Genomic DNA, 24,921 nt, shown 5'->3' with positions numbered 1-24,921 from the left:
AATCGACTTTTTATCGACTAATGCATAGCTAAATAGTTAGATTTATATATTTGATTTAAACCCAAAAACAACAATGGCCTTGAGGTCTTATTTTCAACAGAATTATTTGGTTTTAACTTAAAAAAAGACTTTTCTAAAAATCTTCGTCAAAAGAGAACTTATCTTTATCTTCTTCTTTGTTAAGTACACCAGCTTTTTGATACTCCGATACGCGTTTTTCGAAGAAATTTGTTTTTCCTTGCAACGAAATCATATCCATAAAATCAAATGGGTTGCCAACATTGTAGACTTTTTCACATTCAAGTTCTACCAATAATCTATCGGTTACAAACTCTAAATATTGTGTCATTAATTTGGCATTCATTCCAATTAAACTAACTGGTAAAGATTCAGTAATAAACTCACGCTCAATATCTAAAGCGTTAACAATAATATCTTTTATACGCTCTTTTGGCACTTTGTTTATTAGGTGCTTATTGTGTAAGTGAACAGCAAAATCACAATGCACACCTTCGTCTCTAGAGATTAACTCGTTTGAAAAGGTTAATCCTGGCATTAATCCTCTTTTCTTTAACCAGAATATTGAACAAAACGCACCAGAAAAGAAAATACCTTCTACCGCAGCAAAAGCGATTAAGCGTTCTGCAAAACTTGGCGATTCAATCCATTTCAAAGCCCAATCGGCCTTTTTCTTAATGGCAGGAAAGTTTTCAATCGCATTAAAAAGGATATCTTTTTCTTTTTCGTCTTTTACGTAAGTATCAATTAATAGGGAGTAGGTTTCACTGTGAATATTTTCCATCATGATTTGAAATCCGTAGAAAAATTTGGCTTCACTGTATTGCACTTCATTCACGAAGTTTTCAGCTAAATTTTCGTTAACTATTCCATCACTGGCAGCGAAGAAAGCCAGAATATGTTTTATAAAATAACGCTCATCATCATTTAATTTATCCTTCCAATCGGTTAGATCCTGATGCAAATCTATTTCTTCAGCTGTCCAGAAACTGGCTTCCGATTTTTTATACCATTCCCAGATGTCATGGTGCTGAATGGGGAATATTACAAAACGATCTTTATTTTCTTGAAGAATGGGTTCGATGGCCTGAGACATTGTTTTTGAGTGTTTTAAATTTTGAGATTAACGAAAATTTTTAATCGATTTGGGAATAACAAATATTAAAAAATGATGTTAAAAATGAAAGGTTTAGTTATAAACATTGTTCAAAAGTTTTTAACAATTATAGAAAATACTGACTATAAGAAGTTTACAAATAAAAACGGTTATTTGTTTGATTTACAATACTTTATGTTTTTTGAAAAATTGAAAAGTTTACAGAAAATAAAACTTTTCATATCATAAAACCCTTTGTTTTCAGGGTGTTTTCGGGGTATTTTTGGTATTAGCTATTTCCTCTAATTCCATATACCAATCTTCTCCAAATTTTCTAATTAAGGCATTTTTTACAAATTTGTAAACCGGTACTTGTAATTCTGCTCCTAAAGCACATGCATCGTCGCAAATTTGCCATTTATGATAGTTCACTGCCGAAAACTCAGTGTAGTCTTGTACCCGAATGGGATATAATTCACAGGATACTGGTTTTTTCCAATTTACATCTCCTTTGCGGTAAGCCGCCTCTATACCACAAAGCGCGACATCCTTATCATCGTAAATTACATAAGCACAATCTGCACCATCGATTAATGGTGTTTCTAACTCGCCATCTTCCGAGGTTACAAAGGTACCTTGCGCCTCAATAGCATCGATACCCTCCTGACGCAAATAAGGTTTTACTTTAGGAAAGATGTCATTCAATATTTTAGACTCCTCATCATCTAGCGGTGCTCCGGCATCACCATCAACACAACACGCCCCTTTACATGCTGACAAATTGCACGCAAAATCTTTTTCAAGAATATCTTCAGAAACAATTGTTTTTCCTAATTGAAACATAAATCAGATTAAATTTTCGATTGCAAAAATACGGAAACTTTAGCTTTCTCTTTAGACTGAATTTATTTTTATTAAATAAAAAAAGCCTGTCATAGCATGACAGACTTTCGATTTTTAAAATTGTAATACTTTTTAAAGTTTATTTTCTAAATCATCCAATCTTGCTTGTAAATTCTTAATTTGCTCTTGTTGCTCCTTAATTGCTTCTACTAAAACAGGAACAATATCTGAATATGCAACAGATTTTAAATTGTCATCACTTTCATCTGTAGTAACAACCTGAGGCAACACCTTTTCAACTTCTTGAGCAAGAAAACCGAAGTGATTTTTATTATCTAATGTCAAATGTTTCCCAACAACTCTCTCTTTATTCCAATCAAATGTAATCCCGCGTAATTGCTCTACTTTCCACAAAGCGTTTTTAATGGGTTCTACATTTGTTTTTAATCTAGCATCAGACGTATTAACATAAGCTGCATTTCCAGCAACAGTTCCATTTACATGTAACCTGTACGATGGCGAATCTGTTCCAATACCGACTCTGGTATTTGCGTTTGCAGTAAAAACATGATTCCCTGCATTATTAACAACGTGAAAACCATCTGTACCTTCATTATTTCTTATTTTAACAACTAAATTAGCACTGTTAGGCCCTTCAACCATAACACCATCTAATTTGGAATTTACACCACTCAATCCCGAAGGAAAATTAGAAGACGACATATCTACAAAGCGAATTTCATTGGCTGTACTAGAGGTTGTACCATTTACACCTCTAAAAGCTGCAATGACCTCATCTTCAGTAGAACCTGCAACATGAAATAATGCCTGTGGAGACGTTGTTCCAATACCAACTTTCCCGTTACCATCCACAACCATGCGAGCCGAATTATTTGTATACATATATACAGACCCCGTTCCTTTAGAACTCAAAGAAATATGAGAATTCACATTAGTCCCAGTGGCATAGAATCCTTCGTACCCAATTCCAACACCTCTTGTTCCGTTAGAATGCATAAATTCTGCTCCACTATTTCTAAGTCCGTAATCGCCTGTTACATAAAAAGTGGAACCTGGGGTATGTGTTCCTGTTCGCGTTCCTCCCTGAACTTCAAATCTTGCAGTAGGATTAGTGAGACCAATTCCAACATTTCCATTACTTTTAAACGTTACATAATCAACAAGATCATTAAGCCCGGTAAATTCAGGAACCGCTTTTCCGGCTATTCTTAAATCTACCAAACTGTTACCTGCGTCGTGACGGTAAATATTCCAACTGTAAGCTCCTGCAGCATTTTGAAACATAATACCTTGATCTTTTGTATTATCGGAGGTTTGAAGTGTAATATCGTTTTTGGCCGCACCATAAACTTTAAAGACACTACTCCCTCCTTCATTTTTCCCTACCGAGACTGAGCCCATAGTATAGAGGTTATCATCAATTGAAGTAGAAGTACCGGAAGTATCAGCTACATACCAATCGTCGTCGCTACCTGAAACCGGATTCCATACAGTTCCGTTCCAAAAATGAAATCCTTTAGTAAATCCACCATTATCAGCAACTAAAAATACCAACTGTCCGTTTTCCGTTCCAGAAACACCCAGACTCGCCACACGAGGCACTAAAAGCCCATCGGAAGCTGTAACGGCTCCCTGTGTAGTACCATCGTCGTTTGTTGCTCTTACATCCAATAAGGTTTTAGGGTCTGTAGTATTCACTCCTACTTGAGCGAACAACTTTACAGAAAACAAAAAAAGAACAATAATTTTAAATACGCATTTCATAATGTTTAGGTTAAATTGGGGCTGAAAAATATAAATTACAAACGACCAAAATACTGTTTAACAATATTTTATAGTAATATTTTCTACGAAATGCTTTTCGATAATTATATTTCACTAATTTTTTTTCATTATTCACTTAAGAATACCCTTACAAACACTTTAACTTATAACATTAAAGCATCTCATATATTTAAACTAAAGCTTTCTTTAAACTTCTTCCTGAAAACAAAACTTTATGTTTAAAAAACTTTACATGTGTTTCATAATACATACTTTTGCTAAAATTTTTAAAAAATGCGTCATTATGCAATTTAATGTTAAGGAAATATTTACTGCCTTCATGGTATTATTTGCAGTTATTGATATTATAGGTAACATTCCCATTATTATTGATTTAAGAAAAAAAATGGGTCACATCCAAAGTGGCAAAGCCTCTATCATTGCAGGGGTAATATTAATTACGTTTCTGTTTTTGGGAAAAAGCATCTTAAACCTTGTAGGGATAGACGTAAATTCTTTTGCCGTTGCAGGTTCCTTCATATTATTTTTCATTGCTTTAGAAATGATTTTAGGGATAACCTTATACAAACAAGATGACCATGAAATGATGTCGGCCACGGTCTTCCCGCTAGCATTTCCATTAATCGCCGGCCCGGGAAGTTTAACCACCCTGCTATCTTTACGAGCCGAATTTAGCACCGAAAACATTATTGTTGCCGTACTGTTAAATGTGATTATTATATTTATTGTTTTAAAAACTTCGAAAAAAATCGAACGGTTAATTGGTCAGAATGGTATTAATATTATTAGAAAAGTTTTTGGCGTTATATTATTAGCCATAGCCGTTAAATTATTTGCGCACAATATAAAGGCGCTATTTATTTTAAACTAAATCCCTTAGTTATGAAAATTGCAACTATTATCATTAGTGTTTTAGCATTAATACTCGTAGCGTTTAACACAACCAAAATTAATTTTAGCGCTCCATTTGAAGGCGACAGCATTGTGGCTATAATTACAATTTTAGCTTCATTATGCGCTGTATTAATCATGCTCATTTTATATATTTCTAAACGTATTGAACAAAAAGTAAAAGAACGTCGTTAATATGACTTTTGATGTTTTAGTTATTGGAGGAGGTGCCGCAGGTTTATCCTGTGCATTAGTTTTAGGCTCTGCAAAAAATAAATTATATGCTAAAGACAAACGAATTGGCATTGTTGCACACCAAAAAACATCGCACTTACAAACTGCATTATTTAATAATGTGCTAGGCATAACACCTGGAACAACAGGCCAGACGATTCTTAAGAATGGTTTAGAACAACTCACCGCTTTATACCCACATGTCAGTCAAATTAAAGGCGAAAAAGTTTTAAAAATTTCCAAAAACGCCGAAGGCTTTGAAGTGACCACAAATAAAAATCGATACCAGACAAAAATAGCCGTCATCGCTGTGGGCTACACGAATTTAATGCATATTGAAGGTTTGGAAACATATGTTGAACCACACCCGAGAGCTGCAGTTGAAAAAGAACGAATTTGGCTAAAAAACACTGATCATGTGATAGAAGAAAATTTATTTGTAGCTGGTTCTTTGGCAGGGTGGCGCAGTCAATTTGCCATATGTGCTGGTAGCGGCACTCACGTTGCTACAGATATTTTAACCGTATGGAACGACGGCAAACACAGTAAAGTACATGATAAGATAAGTGATTGATTAGCTATTGATTATCTTGACTAAGTCTAATAACTTCGTCAATCATGATATCGTTTTGATTCATAATTTGCTCAAAGGCACCATCACCAAACAATTGATCGGCTAAAGCCGCTTTAATATGCTGTTTAACCTCATCGTGATAGGCCACAAATGTAATTTTAGTATTCGTTCTAATATTTACGTAATCTTGAAAGTTGAACACTAATTGATCATCAACTTCAAAATTATTTATAAAATCTTGACGATCTAAATTAGCATAGGACTCTCGATCTTTGTCCAATTCTACAAAAACAAAATTGCTTATAAATCCGCTACGTTGTAAAAAACTTAGGGTTTCATTTTGCAGACTCGTATCAATAGGCACAAACACATCTGGAATGATCCCTCCTCCACCATAAACTACCTTACCTTTAGGTGTTGTAAATTTTAAAGAATCAGCAACCTCTATCTTATCTGAATCATACAATTCACCACTTTCAATACGATCTATATAGTCGTGATAGTAATCATCATTTCCATTATCGTAGGCGCGCTGTATGGATCTGCCTGTAGGCGTGTAATATCTTGACACAGTTAAGCGCACAGCACTACCATCGCCTAAATCCATTTCTCTTTGAACTAAACCCTTTCCGTAACTTCGGCGACCAACAATTGTTCCTTTATCATTATCCTGAAGTGCACCTGCAATAATCTCACTTGCCGAAGCCGAATTTTCATTTATTAAAACGAACAATTTACCATCTTCAAAATCACCTTTACTTGTAGCAAAGTTTTTCTCAATATGACCGTGTTTGTTCTTGGTAAACAATATCAACTTTTCATCTTCTAAAAACTCATCAACTACTTGTTCGGCTATACCTAAAAAACCACCGGGGTTATCACGCAAATCGAGTGCAATTTCTTTAGCTCCTAAGTCGAGTAATTTATCTAATCCTTTTTTAAATTCTTTATACGTAGACTCTGCGAAACGATTTATTTTTATATACCCTAAAGTTTCGGTTAGCATATACGCAGCATCAACACTTTTAATAGGAATACTGGAACGCTTAACGGTAAAATTTAACAATTCCGGCTCTCCTTTACGGTAAACCTTTAAACGAACCTTAGTATTTTCTGGACCTTTAAGTTTGTTTACTAATTCTCCGTTATTTAGTCGAGAGCCATAAAGGGTATCGCCATCGGCCATTAAAATCCGATCACCACCTTTGATACCAACTTTTTCACTTGGCCCGCCTTCTATAGCCCGAATTACAGCAATACTATCGCGATACGGGTAAAAACTTACACCAATTCCAATAAAATCGCCTTTCATGTTTTCGGCAACGCGCTGCATATCTTCCTTGGGAATATAAACCGAATGCGGATCGAGATTCTCCAAAATCCCATTAACCGTAACATCAACAATACTATCGGTATTAATATCGTCTACATAATCATAATCGATATAATCAATTAATCGATTAAGTTTATCCTTTTTACTATTGGTAGAGAACAACCTGTCTGGCGCATCACTAAAATTTAATTTTCCGCCAATAAAAATGCCTGCCGCAATAGCAACACCTAAAATTAGAGGCAAGTATTTTTTATTGTAAGTCATTAAGCTTCTATATCTTCAATCTGTTTTAGTTCGATACCTGCTTTAGCTAAAAATTTAAGTCCAGAGTCGTCTTTATAGGCATCTTGATAAACTACCTTAACTATTCCTGCCTGATGAATTAGTTTACTACATTCTTTACACGGCGACATGGTAATATACAAGGTAGCACCTTTACAAGATTGCGTTGAAGAAGCTACTTTTAAAATCGCATTTGCTTCGGCGTGTAACACATACCATTTGGTATAACCGGCATCATCTTCACAAAAATTTTCAAAACCTGAAGGGGTTCCATTATACCCATCAGAAATAATCATTCTATCTTTTACAATAAGCGCACCTACTTGCCTGCGTTTACAGTACGATAATTTCCCCCATTCTTTAGCAATTCTTAAATACGCCTTATCGTATTTAAGTTGTTTAATCTTCGGCATCTAAATGTTTTGTTTTTTGGCGTGTTGCTTATCAGCAATCAGGCTTTCGGCAGTCGCTTTTATTTTCATAAAATAAAGAGCTCCAACACCCACCTCAATCCTTCACGCGAAATAATATAACGAATATAATTGGTTCGTATTTTAATTACAACCTCTGTTCGTTAAACTTTTACGAAAGTTTCTATAATTTTTAGATAAATCTTAAATTATTCTCAATTATGCAAGAAAATCACTGTTCAATATCATAGGAATAACCAATCCTACTACAATAGCAGAAATAACCATAATCCAGTCGCGCTTTGAAAACCTGAAAATAGTTTGCACAATATATCCTAAAAACAGCACAATAAAAACGATAATAATTTGAGCAATTTCTATTCCTAGGGCAAATTCTAACAACAATACTAATTTACTATCTGAACCTCCCAGCAGCATTCTAAATTCTCTTGCAAATCCTAAGCCGTGAATTAACCCAAAAAACAGGGTAGACAAAAACAAAACGCCTACTTTTTCCTTTTGCGCTCCTTTGCCCGAAGTAAACACATTAAACAAGGCAACAATTAAAATAGTAATAGGAATTAAAAACTCAACAATGCTTGCATTTACACTTACCATCCCATAAGATGCCAATACCAACGACAACGTATGCCCCAAAGTAAACATAGAAACCAGTAAAAACACACGTTTCCAATCCTTAAACAAATAAGGAACTGTTAAAACAATTAGAAACAATACATGATCGTAAGCCTTTATATCAAGCACATGGTTTATTCCATATTCAACGTTAAACCAAAAATTTTCTAGCATAATTATTAATTAAGAATTGGGAGTTGAGAAAGTCCAAATATACAATTAATTCGATTTTTTAAGCGGCGCATTATACTTTTTATCCAAATGATAAAGCATCGTTTTGGTAATATCCTGAAGGTCAAAATCATGCTGCCATGCCCAATGCTGTCGAGCATGAGAATCGTCGATACTTTTCGGCCAACCGTTGGCAATATGTTGCCTGTAATCAGGACTATAAAGCATTTTAAATTTTGGATACGTTTGAGATATACTCTCGGCCACCTCTTTAGGGGTAAAACTTATTGCCGCAATATTATATGACGATCTAATCTTAACATGCTCTTTTGGCGCTTCCATAATATCGATGGTGGCTTTTATAGCATCGTCCATATACATCATTGGTAATTTTGTGTTTTCAGTTAAAAAACACTCATACAACCCATTAATAATGGCTTCATGATAAATTTCAACTGCATAATCTGTTGTACCGCCACCAGGCATGGTTTTCCAACTAATAATTCCGGGATAACGTAAGCTCCTGACATCGACGCCATATTTATTAAAATAATATTCGCACCAACGTTCTCCCACTTGTTTTGTAATGCCATATACTGTAGCAGGCTCCATAACGGTATATTGCGGCGTATTTTCAACTGGAGTTGTTGGACCAAACACAGCAATACTTGATGGCCAAAACACCTTTTCAATAACATTGGATTTAGCCAAGTTTAACACATGAAATAAGGATTCCATATTTAAATCCCAGGCTTTCATGGGGTATTTTTCACCTGTAGCACTTAACATGGCTGCCATGAGGTAAATAGTATCTATATTATATTTTTCAACACACATTTTTATACTGGCATAATTTCGAGCGTCAACTACTTCAAAAATACCAGAATTAACCACCTCTAAATTACTGTAACTAATATCGCTTGCTATCACATTCGAGCTGCCATACATGTCACGCAGCTTAAATGTTAACTCCGAACCAATTTGGCCACAAGCACCTATTATTAATATTTTAGGGTTCATTATCTGTTGGTTTTCTTATGTTTTACTTAAAAATACTAAGATTTTGTTGAATATTTTCATTCTGAAGTTAAAAGATTTATAATTGTCGAGTCTAGTTATTTTCAGGAATAATAAACTATTCCCATATCTTTGCCGTTATATTTTTATTTAAAACCTATGAATTTTAAAATTTTAAGTCTTTTAAGCTTTATTTTAGTTATTAACTCCTGCAAGCAATCGCCCAAGGAAAGCGATAACTCCAACATAAACCATAGTGCCTACGAACTAACTGAAGCCGATGTTTCGAAGCTTAAATACACCGAATTTTTATTAGATAAAAAAACTGAAGAAACTATATTAAGCTGGAACGAATACACTCAAATAAAGGATATTATTTTAAACGTTAAAAAAGGCGATTTAAGTTTTTTTAAGGACAACAAAAACATCATCAGTACACTGCTAAAAGATTTTTTAAGAAATATTCCTGAAAAAATGGATACAGCCCCAGTAAAAGCCAGAATTACAGCTTTTGAAACAAAATTTTACAAACTGGAAAGTTTTTCAAATTTAACCACTACTAGTAAAGAAGAACTTTTAAACACCATTAAAGAATTACTTATTTCCTATTCAAATCTGAACTTGCAAATGAATAAAAAAACAGAAGCAGATAAGAATGTTTTTGAGCGCCCATAATCAATAAAATAAAGGATATAAAAAAGCGGTCTGAATGCATAAACAACATTTCCAGACCGCTTTTTTTTTAAGTTTTGAGAACCCTACTTCTTATCTTCTTCCGCTTGTTGAGACTGTAGCATTTGCTTTTGCCTTAGCAATTCATTTTTAGTTAATTGAATTAAATTAAAATTTGGAGACTCTTTTAAAGTAGCATCCAAAATATCTAAGGTACCATCAATATTCGCTTTTCTGTCTTTATTATACAGCGATAATGCTTTTAAATACATAAACGCCGATTTTAAAGACACTTCATAAGGCTGTTGCGTTTCGTAAAACGCCTTACGCATATCGTCTTTTACATTAGCCAAACCATAAGCTATATGTTTGTCGGCTTCAGTTAAATTTTGCGTTTGCAAATTAAGTTCAGCTAATTCAAACGCCAGATGAGCGCTAGGATTTCGCTTAAATATTTCTTCGTAAAATTCTATGGCTCTGGCTGGTTGCTTTACTGCCTTTAAAGATTTCGCTTTGACTTCTAAAGCCACGTCAGAATCGTCCATTTTTCTATCGATACCAATCGTATTCAAGGCTTGAACATATTGACCCTCTAACATATACACATAAGCCAAGGTATCTACACGTTCTAAAGATGGCGCCAGAACATTTAAATGCGTTAACCCATTAATTATTCCTTGCACATCACCTTGTTTTTGCATTTGCTTATAATATGCCTCAAAATGCCTAACTAATTCATCATTACTTTGTGCACTAATTCCAAAACCACAAAGTAAAATCAAAAGGATTACTACTCTCTTCATTTCATTTTAATTTTTAGGATGCTAAAACTATAAAAAATTAACATGTAAACAAGGAAAATATAAGTAATTCCACGCATTTGTTAACCTTATTAAAAATGAATGAAATACTTATCTAGGAAAACTTAAAAAAAAAAAGTATATTTAGAACAACTACAACTACTAACATTAAATATTATGGGAATAAAAAGTTTTCAAGGCGCAAGAAAACAGCAAGCCAATGCTGTTGAAGAAACACCGTTAAAGGTGAGTGATTACATGACGACAAATTTGATTACGTTTACTCCCGACCAAACCATTGAAACTGTTATGGAGGCTTTAATAAATAACAGGATTTCTGGTGGGCCAGTAATTAACGATAAGGAGGAGTTGGTAGGCATAATCTCGGAAGGAGATTGTATAAAACAAATTAGCGAAAGCCGCTATTACAATATGCCTATGCAAGACAAAACGATAGAAGAACACATGGTAAAAAATGTTGAAACCATTGATGGCAACATGAATATTTTTGATGCTGCCAACAAATTTTTACAAGCAAAAAGGCGTCGTTTTCCTATTGTTGAAAATGGTAAATTAGTCGGTCAAATTAGTCAGAAAGACATTTTAAAAGCAGCCATGCAATTAAAAGGACATAACTGGAAATAATAAGAGATAAGCAAAATCTTTTCCATTATGAAAGCTTTTGGTTTAAAACAATAAACCAAAAGCTTTATTTTTTTTTTATCCATCTCGTTTAACTAACGCATAATAATCGCCTTCGAGTGCCAAGTAACCCTGGTCGTAAACAAAAAAATATTCATTTCCACTTTTGGTTTTATAAATACTCGTAAAATAATTAAAATCGAAACCAGCTTCAATTAATTTTGCTCTTGATGTTTTTGTTTTTTGCTGCGGATTCAAACTTTCTAATATCCGATAATTTTTGCGTAACCTATTATTTGTATTTCTAATTAAGTTTTTACTATCCTTATTAACACGGTTATTATAGGCATTACGACAACCGTCACTACAAAACTTTTTATCAATTCTGCCAACAATTTTTTCACCACATTCTAAACATTGCTTCTCCATTTTCAAGATCTTAATTATTAATAAATATACAAATTATTCATTTACAAACGACTACAAACATTTACAAACGATTTTAAACAAGTAACAACCGACTTGATCTTTGAGGCTATTTCATCTTTGCACTGTCGATTAATAACAACTCGATAGTATTAACTGTTTAACATTAAATTTTAAAATTATGAACACGCTTAGAAACAAAGTACAGTTGATTGGTAACCTAGGAAATGACCCCGAAATCATCAACATGGAATCTGGAAAAACCTTGGCTAAATTCACACTAGCTACAAATGAAACTTACACCAACAATAAAGGCGAAAAAATTACCGACACCCAATGGCATCAAATCGTGGCATGGGGCAAAACTGCGCAAATAATTGAAAAATACCTGAGCAAAGGCAACGAAATAGCTATAGAAGGCAAATTAACCTCAAGAAGTTACGACGATAAAAATGGTAACAAACGGTATCTTACAGAAGTGATTTGCAACGAATTACTCATGCTTAGAAAGTAACAATTTGAAAAAAAAGGTGGTGAAAACCACCTTTTTTTATAAACCGGGAGCATATTTTAACCTTTAATCGAAATTATCCCTATTTAAACTGAAAAACATACATTTTAAGTAAAAATCGATTAGGTTTGATTCAATTAATTGCCCCAACCATGAAATATTTACTACTAATTTTATCCCTAGTAGGGTTAAATCTATGCGGTCAAAATAAAATTTTTGACACCGACCAAAACCCAAAAAATCTTTACAAATACGCCCAGTATACCGATGTTGGCGATTTAAACCTCTCCATCAACGAAATTGTTAAAAACGACTTTTTAACATTTAACAATTTAACGACTGAAAACCATAGTGTAGGATTTACAGACCATAATTTTTGGGTAAGGTTTAAAATTTTAAATACATCTAATTATGTAAAAACTTATTTTTTAGAGACTGCTCGCCCCATTACTGATATTGCCAACTTATATCAAATAAATACTGAACAATCTATATTAGAATTTAAAAATGGTGACAAAATTCCTTTTAGCGAGAAGCACGTACAACACCACGCAACAGTTTTTAAAATTGAACTCCCGCCAAACAAAACCCAAGACTTTTATTTACATTTAAAGAGCGATGGCGAAACGATAAATCTACCTTTAAAACTTTATAACGAAACCGAGTTCTGGCTTGCCAACAACCAAATTCAATTATTTTTTGGTTTATTTTATGGACTACTTTTTCTGGCAGGAATTATTTATTTGTTTTTCTATACCAGCTTAAAAGAAAAATCATTTTTGTACTATGGCATATACGTCCTATCGATAGCCTTTATGCAAGCCGCCCTCGATGGCTTTCTGCATGAGTATATATTTGCTTCAGGAGGTTATCTTAACGATCGTGCCGTTCTAATAACAGCACAATCCTCGAATTTATTTTTACTTAAATACTGTGAGCATTTTCTAAAAATTCGAGATCATTTAAATCGCTTTTTAAAAGGATTTTATATAGCCTATGGCATTTTAGCTATATCATTTGTTATGCTATTCATTTCTCCAGAAACACTAAAATTATCCTATCCAATAAGTAACTTAAATGGTTTATTTAGTTTACTACTTATATTAAGCACCATTTTCACCATGCGTTACAAACGCATTAAAATTGATCCATACTTTTCATTTGGAATTCTGTTTTTAGTGATAGGACTTTTAGGTTTCGTAATGAATAACCTGAGTTTACTGCCTAACAATTTTATCACACTTAATAGCGCTAAATTCGGATCTGGTTTTGAGGTGATTTTCTTATCGCTATCGATGACGAATCTTATAAAATACCTACGATTAGAGAAAGAGAAATCACAAGAAGAAGCCTTAAAGAAATCAGAAGAAATAAGTCAGCTTAAAACTTATTTCATGTCTAATATGAGTCATGAGTTAAGAACGCCAATAAATGCCATAATGGGTGTTGCCGAAAATGAAATAGAACAGCTAAAAGATTTAGATCGTAAACCATACCAAACCATTATAAACGCTTCACAAAGTTTATTAAGTAATGTAAACGACATTATAGACTTTGAAAAAATTGAAAACAACGAACTTAAACTCTCACCTCAAAATTTCAACCCAGCTAAACAATTAATTCAAATTAGTGACAACTGGAAATCTGAAGCATTGAAAAAAGGTTTAGAATTCACTTTTGAAATAGATCATGATATTCCAAAAACAATTTATGCCGACCAAGAACGCTTTATACAAATTGTAAATAACATTTTGAGTAATGCCGTAAAGTTTACTGAAAAAGGAGGAATATATTCGAAACTAAGCTGCATAAAACAACCTAACGATTTATGTCGATTTTCTTTTCAAATATCCGACACAGGTATAGGTATTGATCCAAAATCGAAAGACGATGTTTTCGATAGCTTTAATCAAATGAAACTAAACCACAAACGTCAATATGGAGGTATTGGTTTGGGGTTAACAATTGCGAAACATATAGTTGAATTGTTTGAAGGCTCTATACATATAGACAGTACACCAAATAAAGGCACCGATGTGTACATAGACTTAAACTTAATTAGTATTCCGCAACTAGACCTAACAGTAAACCAAATAATAAACAAGCAAGCACCCTTACATATACTGGTTATTGAAGATAATAAAATGAATCAAATGGTGATGCGAAAGGTTTTAAGCAGCGTTTCTCAATTTTCTTTTGCATTTGCAAACCACGGCCAAGAGGGATTAGACCGCTTAAAAACAGAGGATTTCGATTTAGTATTAATGGATCTTCAAATGCCTGTTATGGATGGCTATGAGGCTACCGAAATTATTAGAAGTGGACGTGAAACTAATATTAACCTTAACATTCCGATTATTGCAGTTACTGCCGATGCTATGCAAGAAACAAAACAACGTGTTTTAGATTTAGGTATGAATGATTATATGACCAAGCCTGTTAGTAAAGCTATTTTATTGGATAAAATTTATAAACTTCATTTTCCGAATAAAGCCCTAACAGCTCAAATTAAAAACTGAAACTTTTAATAAATTAAGACTACCTAACGTTATCGATATTAAAATATCCGCCTTTATTTTCACTACGTTGTAGAGACTGGGTAACAATTAAATGCGCCACATTAATCATGTTTCTAAGTTCACACAATGATGTGGTAATTTTGGATGCTTTATAAAAATCCTCAACCTCATCATGTATTAATTCCAAGCGTTTTTCGGCACGTTTTAATCGCTCGTTACTTCTTACGATACCCACATAATTTCGCATTAAGGCCTGAAGTTCCTTTAAATTATGCTGAATAAGAACATGCTCCTCCGTAATGGTAGTACCTTCGTCGTTCCAATCGGGGATTTCAACTTGAGGTTCCTTATATTCATGTTTCGCATGATACTTAAAAATATTATGCGCATAAACCAAAGCTTCCAGTAACGAATTCGAAGCCAATCGATTGGCGCCATGCAGCCCCGTTCTAGAACATTCTCCGCAAGCAAACAAATTCTCGATCGTAGTTTTTCCTTTTTTATTTACTTTAATGCCTCCACACAAATAATGAGAAGCAGGAACCACGGGTATCCAATCGGTTTTAATATCAATATGATTATCTAAACACTTTTTGTAAATATTAGGGAAATGCTGTATGAATGCTTCAGGATCTAAATGTGTACAATCTAAATAAACATGAGATTCACCCGACTTTTTTAATTCGCTGTCAATACTCTGTGATACAATATCTCGCGAAGCCAATTCCGCGCGTTCATCATGATCTAACATAAAACGCTTTCCCGCTTTATTTCGCAAATACGCACCAAAACCACGAACCGCTTCAGATATTAAAAACGATGACTCTCCTTTAGCATCATAAAGGGCAGTAGGATGAAACTGCACAAACTCCATGTCTTTTATTTTCGCTTTAGCACGATAAGCCATAGCTATGCCATCGCCAGTGGCAATTACAGGATTTGTAGTATGCCCATATACACAACCTATTCCGCCAGAAGCTAATAAGGTACTGTTTGCCTTAATGGTAAATATTTCGCCTGTTTTCTGATTAAATATATAGGCCCCGTAGCATTTCAATTCGTTAGCATCTGCTCCTGCAATATGATGATTCGTTATTAAATCTAAAGCAAAATGATGTGGTAAAATTGTAATATTAGGTAATTGATGCGCCCTTTTTAGTAAGGCGCGCTCTATTTCGTAGCCCGTTATGTCTTTGTGATGCACCACACGATATTCTGAATGCCCACCTTCTTTTCCTAAATCAAACGCGCCTTTTGCATCTAAATCAAAATTGGCACCCCAAAGCAATAATTCTTCTAACCGTTGTGGCCCTTCTTTAATTACCATTTTTACAACGGCGTCGTTGCAAAGTCCATCGCCTGCAATTAATGTGTCTTTAATATGCTTTTTAAATGAGTCATTTTCTTTATCTAAAACAATAGCCACACCGCCTTGCGCATACTTCGTATTAGATTCGTCTTCATTGGCTTTTGTAACGATTACAACATTCCTTTCCGGAAATTTTTCAGCAATTTTTACTGAAAAGGTTAATCCGGCAATGCCCGAACCAATTACTAAATAATGGGTAGCAATCATGGTTTTATGCAATAATCGATATTAAATTCATTTAGTGGCGTTTCCTTAACTGGAAAAATAAGTAAATTTTATTTTGATAGTTCTAACATGCGTTCAATTGGCAACAAGGCACGCTCGATAATATTTTCTGGCACATGAATTTGTGGCGATTCATTTAGTAAACAATCATACAATTTTTGCATGGTGTTCATTTTCATGAAATGACACTCGCTACAAGCACAAGTATTATCTTCAACTGCAGGCGCGGGTATTAAATCGGCGGTTGGAATCTCTTCCTGCATTTTATGTAAAATACCGGCTTCTGTAGCCACTATAAATTTTTCTTTTGGATGTGCTTTTACAAAATTAATCATACCTGAAGTAGAACCAATATAAGTGGCTGTATCTAAAATATGCGTTTCAGATTCTGGGTGAGCTATAATTTTATAGTCCGGATGTTTTTTATGTAACTCTATTAATTTATCAATAGAAAATGCTTCATGCACCACACAACTTCCATCCCACAGTAACATATCTCTTCCTGTTTCACGCATAATATAACGCCCAAGGTTTTTATCTGGAGCAAAAATTATGGGGGTTTCATCGGGAATAGATTCTACAATTTTCAAAGCATTTGACGAGGTACAAACGATATCACTTAAGGCTTTAATTTCCGCCGAACAATTTACATAGGTGATAACCACATGATCTGGATGTTGCTTAGTAAAAGCTTCAAAGGATTCTGGCGGACAAGAATCGGCTAAAGAACAACCGGCATTTAAATCGGGTAAGACTACTGTTTTTTGAGGGTTTAATATTTTGGCTGTTTCTGCCATAAAATGAACTCCGGCAAATACGATGACATCGGCATCTGTTTCGGCTGCTTTTTGAGATAGCCCTAAGCTGTCTCCAACATAATCTGCTATATCCTGAATTTCTGGAACCTGATAATAATGTGCCAGAATCACGGCATTTTTTTCCTTCTTAAGTCGCTTAATCTCTTTTACTAAATCTATTGTATCACTCATATTATCTCAATTTCATCTACAATCGTACACCGTGTAAACGCATAATTTTTGCAAATATCATAATTAATATTATAACCTTTTAAGTTTAGTTTAAAAATTAAATTAAAATTGAATAGAAATAAGATATCAATACATTCTTTAAATTCTTGCTAAACAAAACCTTATAATATTAACAATTATAAAACATGTTATTACACATAACGAAATGAATTATCCGAAAACATGTAGCCTCATTTGAATGTTAAAAAGGACGTTTTATGCATAATACCTGATATTTATATTTGGACAGACCCAAAACTGCACAAACAGAAATTTAGTGAGGTATCGTTTTTATTTAATTATTCACAATTAGAATTCGATAAAATATAAATTTTAATAAAACTTTAAGACAATTGCACTAGTTAATTATAGCTTCATTATTTTTATGTCTAATTTTTCAATTAGAACGATATATGTCTGTAGAACCAAAATTAATTCGATTTAAGCAAAACGTATTGTCAAAATACCAAATATACAACAGTATATTTATGACCTTACCTTTTGATTCTATCACAAAAACAGGAGTATTACTCCCATTATTTCATGAAACTTGTAAAAAAGGATTTGCCAATGGAGACGACCCAACGACAATCGTAGAGACTTTTTTCAAAAAATATCAGGCAAGGCGTAATAAGGAAAGTCAAATAAACTTATTATTCAGGTTTATTCAATATATAGAGCGCCAAGTTGTATTATTCGATGCGATTGAAGATGCTGCTTTCCCTATAGTTAATAATATGGAAGGTATTGGTACTTTAAGAAACCTTAAAGAAACGTCGAATTCAGAGAACAAACTTGCCGAATTACAAGATTATTTGGAAGAGTTTAAAGTACGTATTGTACTAACGGCCCATCCTACACAGTTTTATCCAGGCTCGGTATTAGGAATTATAACCGATTTAACCGAAGCAATTAAAAACAACGACCTATCGCAAATTAACAACTTGTTCGGTCAGCTTGGTAAAACACCTTTCTTTAAACACAAAAAGCCAACGCCATACGACGAAGCCATTAGTTTAATATGGTATCTAGAAAACGTGTTTTATCATTCGTTTGGTCAGATTTACAATTATATTCAGACCAACATTTATGACGACAGTAAAAAACACAATGAAATTATCAATATTGGTTTCTGGCCTGGTGGTGACCGCGACGGTAACCCATTTGTAAAACCCGATACCACACTTAAAGTAGCACGCAAATTAAAACAGTCTATTTTAAAGAAATATTATGCCGATTTAAAGAATCTGCGTCGAAAATTAACTTTTAGAGGTGTTGAAGATCGTATTATTCGCCTGGAAACCATAGTATATAATTACAGTATAGATTTAGATACGCCAGAAAAAATTACAGCCAAGGAACTTTTAACTGAATTATTAAGCATCAGAAAAGTGGTTGTTGAAGAGCACCAATCGCTTTACGAAACTGAAATCAATCAGTTAATAAACCGAATTCACATGTTCAGGCTGCATTTTGCTACCTTAGATATTCGTCAAGACAGTAGAATACATCACTCGGTATTTACCAATGTTGTAGACTATTTAATTGAGAAAGGCAGCAATTCAATTCCTAGCAATTATCACGATTTATCTGAATCTGAACAAATAGCTGTATTATCGAAAGTATCGAATGAAGATATCGACTTCGATGCATTTGAAGACGAAATGGTTTCAAACACACTTAAAACCATTGAAGCCATAAAAATTATCCAAGCAACCAATGGCGAAAAAGGAGCCAACCGTTACATTATTAGTAACAACCAAACGGCGTTAAACGTTATGCAATTATTTGCCATGTTAAAAATGGTTGCATTTAGTGACAATTTAACTGTTGATGTTGTTCCTCTTTTTGAAACCATTACCGATTTAGAAAATGCTCCGGCAGTCATGGAACAGCTTTACACCAACCCAGAATACATGGCGCACTTAAAAGCCAGAGGCATGAAACAAACCATTATGCTAGGTTTCTCTGATGGAACAAAAGATGGTGGTTATTTAATGGCTAACTGGGGTATTTATAAAGCCAAAGAGCTATTAACCGAAATGTCTAGAAAATATGATATTACCGCTATATTCTTCGATGGTCGTGGTGGACCACCAGCCAGAGGAGGCGGTAAAACACATCAATTCTACTCTTCATTAGGACCAACCATTGAAGACAAAGAAGTGCAATTAACGATTCAAGGACAAACAATAAGTTCGAATTTCGGAACTTTAGATTCTTCACAATACAATTTAGAACAATTAATAAGTTCTGGAATTAAAAACAGATTGACAGATAAAAATAAATTATCTGATGAAGATCGAATTGTAATGAACGATCTAGCTGAAACCAGCTACCAGACGTACAAAGAATTTAAAGGTCATGAGATGTTTATACCTTATTTGGAGCGTATGAGTACCTTAAAATTCTATGCAAAAACCAATATTGGTAGTAGACCATCGAAACGTTCAAAATCTGACAAATTAATCTTTTCAGACTTAAGAGCTATTCCTTTTGTAGGGTCATGGAGCCAGTTAAAACAAAACGTTCCAGGGTTCTTTGGTGTAGGTACGGCTTTAAAGAAATATGAAGAGCGCGGAGAATTCCATAAAGTTGAGCAATTATACAACAACTCTAAATTCTTTAAAACACTATTAGAAAACAGTATGATGTCCTTAACAAAATCGTTCTTCGATTTAACTAAATACATGTCTAAAGACAAAGAATTTGGAGCTTTTTGGAATATCATTTACGACGAATACCTTACAACCAAAGAATTGTTATTAAAATTAACAGGATATAAGGAATTAATGGAAAATGAACCTTCTGGAAAAGCATCTATTGAAGTTCGCGAATCTATTGTATTACCACTTTTAACCATACAGCAATTCGCTCTTAAGAAAATTCAGGAACTTGAACGACAAGGTGTTCCTGCCGATGATGAAGAAAAGAAAATTTACGAGAAAATCGTGACGCGTTCTTTATTTGGTAACATTAATGCCAGCAGAAACTCAGCATAAACTGTACATACCTATTTAATTAAAAAGCCTCCTTGAACGGAGGCTTTTTTTTTTGTTTCAATACTTTATGTAATTAAGTTAGCATTCAGTTGCTCTAACAAACAAGCTATTCAATTATCGATGTTTGCATAAATCATTATTAAGAATCATAAAAAAAGGAAGTTCTGCATATAAACAAAACTTCCTTTTCTAAAACTAACTAAAATTCTTATTTACTAATGCTCATTTAGTCTGAAGTCAGGATAAGCATCCATACCGTGCTCGTGACCATCTAAACCTTCAAGTTCTTCTTTTTCAGAAACTCTTATACCAACAGTTTTCTTCAATACATAAATGATAATAAAAGATGATACAATACAAATAGCAGCATAGCAAAGCACACCAATTAATTGAGTGATAAAGCTATGTTCTGGATTTGTTGAGAAAATACCAACTGCCAGAGTCCCCCAGATACCACATACCAGGTGAACTGCAATAGCTCCAACAGGGTCATCTAACTTTAATACATTATCAACAAAACTAACCGCTAATACGATTAAAGCACCAGCAACGGCACCAATAATAATAGCACTTGTTGGAGAAACCACATCGGCACCAGCAGTAATTCCAACTAATCCCCCCAAAATTCCGTTTAAGAACATGGTTAAATCTAAGTTTTTATACATAGCTGTAGAAACAAGCATGGAAACAACACCTCCTGCGGCTGCAGCTAAACATGTGGTAACTAAAACTACAGAAGTTAATTCTGGATCCGCTGAAAGCACAGAACCTCCATTAAACCCAAACCATCCTAACCAAAGAATAAGTACCCCAGCTGTAGCTAAAGGTATATTGTGTCCTGGTATCGCTTGTGGCTTGCCATCTTTAAATTTTCCAATTCTTGACCCTAATAAACAAACAGCAACTACTGCTGCCCATCCTCCTACAGAGTGCACTAATGTAGAACCAGCGAAATCATAGAATCCCATATCATCTAAAAATCCACCACCCCATTTCCAAGAGCCTGCTATTGGATAAATTAAACCAACATAAATCACGGTAAAAATCATGAAAGGCACAATTTTAATACGCTCTGCCACTGCTCCAGACACTATAGTTGCTGCGGTAGCGGCAAACATACCTTGAAATAAGAAATCGGTCCAGTAAGTATATCCTTCGTTATAAGTTAAATCTAAAGCGCCTTCGGCTGTTAATGGCGAATCTAATCCGAAACCTGCGAATCCTAATAACCCTAAAGAATCTTCAGTAAAACCAGGATACATTAAGTTAAAGCCTACAAGGCAATACAGTAATAATCCAACTGTAATAATAAATATGTTTTTAAATAATATGTTTATAGTATTTTTTTGTCGTGTTAAACCAATTTCTAAACATGCAAACCCAAGGTGCATAAAAAAAACCAGTGCTGTACAGATCATCATCCATACATTATTTGTAGTAAGTAATTCCATTATTGTTATTTATTTTATCTATTTAAGATGATTTATTTTAATGTTTCTCCTCCTTTTTCTCCTGTTCGTATTCTGTAACATTCTGTAATATCTGAAACAAAGATTTTTCCATCACCTACTTCTCCTGTTCCTGCCGAACCGAGAATAGCTTTAATGGTAGCCTCCTCAAAATCATCATTAACAACAATTGACAAATACCTACGTTGTATATCGGACGTACTGTAACTTATCCCTCTATAAACGTGTCCTTCTTTTTCATTTCCTATACCAGTAACATCCCAGTAAGAAAAGAAGTTAACGCCTACTTCGTGTAACGCCTCTTTTACTGAGCGAAACTTAGACTTTCTAATAATTGCTTCAATTTTCTTCATAATATCCTATTTTTAATTTAGTTAGTTAAATTTAGAAAAATAAATTTTCCCATACATTACAATGCTTTGTAACAGTTAAAAAGATGCCCTGTTAACACAAGGCATCTTACAAAACTCTTATAATTAAATTATTTTTATATCAAATTTCTAATTAAGAAGCTTGATCCATTTCTCTTTGTCTCTTACCTGGGTAAGCGATAGTTCCGTGCTCAGAAATATCAAGACCTGCGATTTCTTCAGCTTCAGTAACTCGTAATCCACATATTTTCTTTAAAGCATATAAGAAAACAAACGATAAAGCTAAAGCCCAAACAGCGTATGCAACAACTCCAATAGCTTGAGCAGCCAATTGAGCTACACCACCACCGTTAAAGATTCCAATACCAGTATCGCCATCGATACCCCAAAGACCAATTACTAAAGTCCCCCAAGCACCAGCAACACCATGAACTGAAATAGCACCTACAGCATCATCGATTTTCATTTTACTTTCAACAAAACCGATAGATAATACTACTAGAATACCACCTATTAAACCTGCTAAAACAGCTCCACCTTCGCTCATATTACCACAACCAGCAGTAATACTTACTAAACCAGCAAGAGCACCATTTAAGGTCATACTTAAATTTGGCTTTCCGTTTTTAATCCAAGTAAATAATAAGGCACTTAATGCACCAGCTGCAGCAGCTAAGTTTGTTACTAATACTACCTGAGATGCAGCGGTAGCATCGTCGCCACCCCAAGCTAATTGAGAACCACCATTAAATCCAAACCATCCTAACCAAAGGATAAATACACCTAAAGTAGCATACATTTGGTTGTGTCCGTGCATTTCGATTGGCTTACCATTTAAGAATTTTCCAATTCTAGGTCCAACCATCCAAGCAGCAACTAAAGCAGCCCATCCTCCAACAGAGTGAACAATAGAAGATCCTGCAAAATCAATAAATTCAGCTGGCATCCATTCAGCGTTTAACCAACCGCCATTCCATTCCCAACCACCAGCGATTGGGTAAATAAATGCAGTTAATACAATACTAAAGATAGCATAAGTTGTATATTTTGTTCTTCCTGCTATAGCTCCAGATACAATCGTTGCAGCTGTTGCGGCAAATACAGTTTGGAAGAATAAATCGGCAGCGCCTTGAGAAAAAATAAATCCTCCCCAGTGGAAAAATCCTCCACCTGAAACATCGGCTCCGTACATTAACGAATATCCAATAAACCAGAATGCTAAGGAACCTACAGCAATGTCAAGAAAGTTTTTCATTGCAATATTAACCGCATTCTTAGAATCGGTCATTCCTGACTCAACCAAAAAGAATCCTGCTTGCATAAAAAATACTAGGATACCCGAAATAAGCATCCACATCATTCCCATATCGCCCTCTATAGCAGCGGTATCCTGAATCATTAAAGGCATGTTTAATAAAGACATATTATATAATTTTTAGAGATTAGAATTGGAGAGCAAAGTACGTTGGTTAGTTAGTAATACTTCACTCTCCTTTTATATAGTTTATTTTAATTTTTGTGCATAAACTCAAATTAGAATGAGTAGATTGCAGCTAAGGTGAAAGCAGCTAGGTTATCGGTAGCAACACCATCGTTATCAACATATGGCATAGCATCACTCCAAGAATCTAATCTTATCTCTGGCTTGATGATTAAGTTTTCAAGCGTATAGCTTCCAGTTAAAGTAAGTGCTAAAACACTTTCTTCGTCTGGATTAGCATCACCGTGTAATCCAAAATACTCTCCTCTTAAACCTACACTAAAAGCATCGCTTGTTGCAATTTGAGGATATAAAGCAGCTCCGTAAAAACCAGAACCATCATTATCGTTATAAGCAGCGTTGATTCCTAAATAGAATGCTTCAGATAAATCGAAACCACCAGTATAGTCGATTTCAAAACCTAAACCTCCGTGCTCACCGCTGTCGTAATATAAGTTAAGAAATTGCCCATAAGCACCTAATTGCGCCCCAAGAGCATATTCTCCTGTCATAGAAATATCGTTAGTATCCCATGGATTAGTGATTGCTAACATTAAACTAAAGTCATCAGAAAGTGCAAAATCAGCTTTTAATCCCATATGAGAGAAAGGTCCGTTAGAGAATAAATACGAACAGCTGTAGTTAAAGTTTGCTGCTGGAGCGATAACTTCATACCCTAAAAAGGTATTCCATCGTCCCATAGTTAAAGTAGTGCTTTCTGATACATTCCAGTAAACATAAGCTTGATTTACAATGCCGTCTACTATATCTGTGTTGAAAGTTGCACCTGCTCCTCTTGGCCCAGTAACTAAGTCAAGAACCGCACCTACTTTTTCTCCTTCGTAGCTAGCAATAATGTTCCCCATACCTAATGCGAATCCTGATTGTCCTGCGAATGCAGTTCCGAAAGATTGCCCTTCGTTATCGGGAGCAGTTATATACGTTTGGTAATATGCATCAACAGAACCACTAATACTAAGTTTTGATCCCTCTTGAGCAAATAACGCCGTAGCTGCAAATAGCATAGACAGAGTAAGTAATTTTTTCATAATGTTTAATTTTAGTTATTAATTTTTTGGTTAATTTTTCCTTAAGA

23 protein-coding genes are annotated in these 24,921 nt (G+C 34.3%); 8 read left to right on the top strand and 15 right to left on the bottom strand.

Annotated elements, in window-relative coordinates:
• Positions 1-133: 133 nt before the first annotated feature.
• The 3 genes from ICJ83_RS05000 to ICJ83_RS04990 form a co-directional block, all read right to left on the bottom strand.
• On the bottom strand, positions 134-1,114 hold the full coding sequence (locus ICJ83_RS05000) for a ribonucleotide-diphosphate reductase subunit beta (protein WP_188229243.1): 981 nt from the start codon (positions 1,112-1,114) through the stop codon (positions 134-136).
• A 261-nt stretch (positions 1,115-1,375) separates the two neighbouring features.
• Positions 1,376-1,957, bottom strand: coding sequence for a DUF3109 family protein (locus tag ICJ83_RS04995; protein ID WP_188229242.1), 582 nt, complete (start codon positions 1,955-1,957; stop codon positions 1,376-1,378).
• A 132-nt stretch (positions 1,958-2,089) separates the two neighbouring features.
• Complete coding sequence (locus tag ICJ83_RS04990) at positions 2,090-3,742, bottom strand: tail fiber domain-containing protein (RefSeq protein ID WP_188229241.1); 1,653 nt, start codon at positions 3,740-3,742, stop codon at positions 2,090-2,092.
• 304 nt (positions 3,743-4,046) lie between these two features.
• On the opposite strand from ICJ83_RS04990, the gene ICJ83_RS04985 reads away from it, so the two are divergent.
• Genes ICJ83_RS04985 through ICJ83_RS04975 form a run of 3 tightly spaced genes read left to right on the top strand, consistent with a single transcriptional unit; the run spans position 4,047 to position 5,462 of the window.
• The gene (locus tag ICJ83_RS04985) at positions 4,047-4,634 is read left to right on the top strand and encodes a MarC family protein (protein WP_188229240.1); all 588 of its coding nucleotides are present in this window, start codon (positions 4,047-4,049) and stop codon (positions 4,632-4,634) included.
• Positions 4,635-4,645: 11 nt separating this feature from the next.
• Positions 4,646-4,849, top strand: a complete 204-nt coding sequence (locus tag ICJ83_RS04980; RefSeq protein WP_188229239.1) for a hypothetical protein — start codon at positions 4,646-4,648, stop codon at positions 4,847-4,849.
• A 1-nt stretch (position 4,850) separates the two neighbouring features.
• The gene (locus ICJ83_RS04975) at positions 4,851-5,462 is read left to right on the top strand and encodes an FAD-dependent oxidoreductase (RefSeq protein ID WP_188229238.1); all 612 of its coding nucleotides are present in this window, start codon (positions 4,851-4,853) and stop codon (positions 5,460-5,462) included.
• 4 nt (positions 5,463-5,466) lie between these two features.
• Here ICJ83_RS04975 and ICJ83_RS04970 read toward each other — a convergent pair whose 3' ends face one another.
• The 4 genes from ICJ83_RS04970 to ICJ83_RS04955 form a co-directional block, all read right to left on the bottom strand.
• The gene (locus tag ICJ83_RS04970; RefSeq protein ID WP_188229237.1) at positions 5,467-7,059 is read right to left on the bottom strand and encodes a S41 family peptidase; all 1,593 of its coding nucleotides are present in this window, start codon (positions 7,057-7,059) and stop codon (positions 5,467-5,469) included.
• Positions 7,059-7,490 carry a deoxycytidylate deaminase gene (locus ICJ83_RS04965; RefSeq protein ID WP_188229236.1) on the bottom strand — a complete coding sequence of 144 codons (432 nt, stop codon included), beginning with the start codon at positions 7,488-7,490 and terminating at the stop codon, positions 7,059-7,061. Before ICJ83_RS04965 ends, ICJ83_RS04970 begins: the two co-directional genes overlap by 1 nt.
• A 216-nt stretch (positions 7,491-7,706) precedes the next feature.
• Positions 7,707-8,297 carry a HupE/UreJ family protein gene (locus ICJ83_RS04960; protein WP_188229235.1) on the bottom strand — a complete coding sequence of 197 codons (591 nt, stop codon included), beginning with the start codon at positions 8,295-8,297 and terminating at the stop codon, positions 7,707-7,709.
• 45 nt (positions 8,298-8,342) lie between these two features.
• Positions 8,343-9,314, bottom strand: a complete 972-nt coding sequence (locus ICJ83_RS04955; RefSeq protein ID WP_188229234.1) for an NAD-dependent epimerase/dehydratase family protein — start codon at positions 9,312-9,314, stop codon at positions 8,343-8,345.
• Positions 9,315-9,470: 156 nt separating this feature from the next.
• Between ICJ83_RS04955 and ICJ83_RS04950 the strand changes: the two genes are divergently transcribed.
• Positions 9,471-9,986: a hypothetical protein gene (locus ICJ83_RS04950; protein WP_188229233.1), complete on the top strand. Its 516-nt coding sequence runs from the start codon at positions 9,471-9,473 to the stop codon at positions 9,984-9,986.
• A gap of 83 nt (positions 9,987-10,069) precedes the next feature.
• On the opposite strand, the gene ICJ83_RS04945 is transcribed toward ICJ83_RS04950, so the two are convergent.
• Entirely contained in the window at positions 10,070-10,786 is a 717-nt protein-coding gene (locus ICJ83_RS04945) for a tetratricopeptide repeat protein (RefSeq protein ID WP_188229232.1), read from the bottom strand.
• Between the two features lie 174 nt (positions 10,787-10,960).
• Here ICJ83_RS04945 and ICJ83_RS04940 point away from each other — a divergent pair, with 174 nt between their 5' ends.
• Entirely contained in the window at positions 10,961-11,428 is a 468-nt protein-coding gene (locus ICJ83_RS04940; protein ID WP_188229231.1) for a CBS domain-containing protein, read from the top strand.
• A gap of 75 nt (positions 11,429-11,503) precedes the next feature.
• On the opposite strand, the gene ICJ83_RS04935 is transcribed toward ICJ83_RS04940, so the two are convergent.
• Entirely contained in the window at positions 11,504-11,854 is a 351-nt protein-coding gene (locus ICJ83_RS04935; protein WP_188229230.1) for a hypothetical protein, read from the bottom strand.
• Positions 11,855-12,032: 178 nt separating this feature from the next.
• Here ICJ83_RS04935 and ICJ83_RS04930 point away from each other — a divergent pair, with 178 nt between their 5' ends.
• A complete protein-coding gene (locus ICJ83_RS04930) occupies positions 12,033-12,365 on the top strand; it encodes a single-stranded DNA-binding protein (protein WP_188229229.1) in 333 nt (110 codons plus the stop codon).
• Positions 12,366-12,514: 149 nt separating this feature from the next.
• A complete protein-coding gene (locus ICJ83_RS04925) occupies positions 12,515-14,881 on the top strand; it encodes a hybrid sensor histidine kinase/response regulator (protein WP_188229228.1) in 2,367 nt (788 codons plus the stop codon).
• A gap of 19 nt (positions 14,882-14,900) precedes the next feature.
• Here ICJ83_RS04925 and nadB read toward each other — a convergent pair whose 3' ends face one another.
• Positions 14,901-16,457: an L-aspartate oxidase gene (gene nadB / locus ICJ83_RS04920; protein WP_188229227.1), complete on the bottom strand. Its 1,557-nt coding sequence runs from the start codon at positions 16,455-16,457 to the stop codon at positions 14,901-14,903.
• 68 nt (positions 16,458-16,525) lie between these two features.
• The gene (gene nadA / locus ICJ83_RS04915; RefSeq protein ID WP_188229226.1) at positions 16,526-17,464 is read right to left on the bottom strand and encodes a quinolinate synthase NadA; all 939 of its coding nucleotides are present in this window, start codon (positions 17,462-17,464) and stop codon (positions 16,526-16,528) included.
• Between the two features lie 452 nt (positions 17,465-17,916).
• On the opposite strand from nadA, the gene ICJ83_RS04910 reads away from it, so the two are divergent.
• Complete coding sequence (locus tag ICJ83_RS04910; RefSeq protein WP_188229225.1) at positions 17,917-20,505, top strand: phosphoenolpyruvate carboxylase; 2,589 nt, start codon at positions 17,917-17,919, stop codon at positions 20,503-20,505.
• A gap of 215 nt (positions 20,506-20,720) precedes the next feature.
• Here ICJ83_RS04910 and ICJ83_RS04905 read toward each other — a convergent pair whose 3' ends face one another.
• From ICJ83_RS04905 to ICJ83_RS04890, 4 genes are all read right to left on the bottom strand, one after another.
• Positions 20,721-21,956 (bottom strand): ammonium transporter, encoded by a 1,236-nt coding sequence (locus tag ICJ83_RS04905; protein ID WP_188229224.1) that lies wholly within the window; start codon positions 21,954-21,956, stop codon positions 20,721-20,723.
• Between the two features lie 32 nt (positions 21,957-21,988).
• On the bottom strand, positions 21,989-22,327 hold the full coding sequence (locus tag ICJ83_RS04900; RefSeq protein ID WP_188229223.1) for a P-II family nitrogen regulator: 339 nt from the start codon (positions 22,325-22,327) through the stop codon (positions 21,989-21,991).
• A 151-nt stretch (positions 22,328-22,478) separates the two neighbouring features.
• The gene (locus tag ICJ83_RS04895; protein WP_188229222.1) at positions 22,479-23,768 is read right to left on the bottom strand and encodes an ammonium transporter; all 1,290 of its coding nucleotides are present in this window, start codon (positions 23,766-23,768) and stop codon (positions 22,479-22,481) included.
• A 110-nt stretch (positions 23,769-23,878) separates the two neighbouring features.
• Positions 23,879-24,874, bottom strand: a complete 996-nt coding sequence (locus ICJ83_RS04890; RefSeq protein ID WP_188229221.1) for an outer membrane beta-barrel protein — start codon at positions 24,872-24,874, stop codon at positions 23,879-23,881.
• Positions 24,875-24,921: the final 47 nt, after the last annotated feature.

Origin of the sequence: Aestuariibaculum sediminum, from assembly GCF_014596945.1 — a bacterium.
GTDB classification, from domain to species: domain Bacteria; phylum Bacteroidota; class Bacteroidia; order Flavobacteriales; family Flavobacteriaceae; genus Aestuariibaculum; species Aestuariibaculum sediminum.
Note: the sequence above shows the minus strand (reverse complement) of the source record. Positions and strands in the feature narration are given on the sequence as shown.

What these genes read in the sequence shown, in the direction of transcription:
- ICJ83_RS04985 (WP_188229240.1), top strand. Translation starts at nt 4,047, where the DNA reads ATGCAATTTAATGTTAAGGAAATATTTACTGCCTTCATGGTATTATTT.
- ICJ83_RS04895 (WP_188229222.1), bottom strand. Translation starts at nt 23,768, where the DNA reads ATGTCTTTATTAAACATGCCTTTAATGATTCAGGATACCGCTGCTATA.
- ICJ83_RS04925 (WP_188229228.1), top strand. Translation starts at nt 12,515, where the DNA reads ATGAAATATTTACTACTAATTTTATCCCTAGTAGGGTTAAATCTATGC.
- ICJ83_RS04960 (WP_188229235.1), bottom strand. Translation starts at nt 8,297, where the DNA reads ATGCTAGAAAATTTTTGGTTTAACGTTGAATATGGAATAAACCATGTG.
- ICJ83_RS04950 (WP_188229233.1), top strand. Translation starts at nt 9,471, where the DNA reads ATGAATTTTAAAATTTTAAGTCTTTTAAGCTTTATTTTAGTTATTAAC.
- ICJ83_RS04995 (WP_188229242.1), bottom strand. Translation starts at nt 1,957, where the DNA reads ATGTTTCAATTAGGAAAAACAATTGTTTCTGAAGATATTCTTGAAAAA.
- ICJ83_RS04930 (WP_188229229.1), top strand. Translation starts at nt 12,033, where the DNA reads ATGAACACGCTTAGAAACAAAGTACAGTTGATTGGTAACCTAGGAAAT.
- nadA (WP_188229226.1), bottom strand. Translation starts at nt 17,464, where the DNA reads ATGAGTGATACAATAGATTTAGTAAAAGAGATTAAGCGACTTAAGAAG.
- nadB (WP_188229227.1), bottom strand. Translation starts at nt 16,457, where the DNA reads ATGATTGCTACCCATTATTTAGTAATTGGTTCGGGCATTGCCGGATTA.
- ICJ83_RS04955 (WP_188229234.1), bottom strand. Translation starts at nt 9,314, where the DNA reads ATGAACCCTAAAATATTAATAATAGGTGCTTGTGGCCAAATTGGTTCG.
- ICJ83_RS04990 (WP_188229241.1), bottom strand. Translation starts at nt 3,742, where the DNA reads ATGAAATGCGTATTTAAAATTATTGTTCTTTTTTTGTTTTCTGTAAAG.
- ICJ83_RS04945 (WP_188229232.1), bottom strand. Translation starts at nt 10,786, where the DNA reads ATGAAGAGAGTAGTAATCCTTTTGATTTTACTTTGTGGTTTTGGAATT.
- ICJ83_RS05000 (WP_188229243.1), bottom strand. Translation starts at nt 1,114, where the DNA reads ATGTCTCAGGCCATCGAACCCATTCTTCAAGAAAATAAAGATCGTTTT.
- ICJ83_RS04980 (WP_188229239.1), top strand. Translation starts at nt 4,646, where the DNA reads ATGAAAATTGCAACTATTATCATTAGTGTTTTAGCATTAATACTCGTA.
- ICJ83_RS04935 (WP_188229230.1), bottom strand. Translation starts at nt 11,854, where the DNA reads ATGGAGAAGCAATGTTTAGAATGTGGTGAAAAAATTGTTGGCAGAATT.
- ICJ83_RS04910 (WP_188229225.1), top strand. Translation starts at nt 17,917, where the DNA reads ATGTCTGTAGAACCAAAATTAATTCGATTTAAGCAAAACGTATTGTCA.
- ICJ83_RS04890 (WP_188229221.1), bottom strand. Translation starts at nt 24,874, where the DNA reads ATGAAAAAATTACTTACTCTGTCTATGCTATTTGCAGCTACGGCGTTA.
- ICJ83_RS04965 (WP_188229236.1), bottom strand. Translation starts at nt 7,490, where the DNA reads ATGCCGAAGATTAAACAACTTAAATACGATAAGGCGTATTTAAGAATT.
- ICJ83_RS04900 (WP_188229223.1), bottom strand. Translation starts at nt 22,327, where the DNA reads ATGAAGAAAATTGAAGCAATTATTAGAAAGTCTAAGTTTCGCTCAGTA.
- ICJ83_RS04905 (WP_188229224.1), bottom strand. Translation starts at nt 21,956, where the DNA reads ATGGAATTACTTACTACAAATAATGTATGGATGATGATCTGTACAGCA.
- ICJ83_RS04970 (WP_188229237.1), bottom strand. Translation starts at nt 7,059, where the DNA reads ATGACTTACAATAAAAAATACTTGCCTCTAATTTTAGGTGTTGCTATT.
- ICJ83_RS04975 (WP_188229238.1), top strand. Translation starts at nt 4,851, where the DNA reads ATGACTTTTGATGTTTTAGTTATTGGAGGAGGTGCCGCAGGTTTATCC.
- ICJ83_RS04940 (WP_188229231.1), top strand. Translation starts at nt 10,961, where the DNA reads ATGGGAATAAAAAGTTTTCAAGGCGCAAGAAAACAGCAAGCCAATGCT.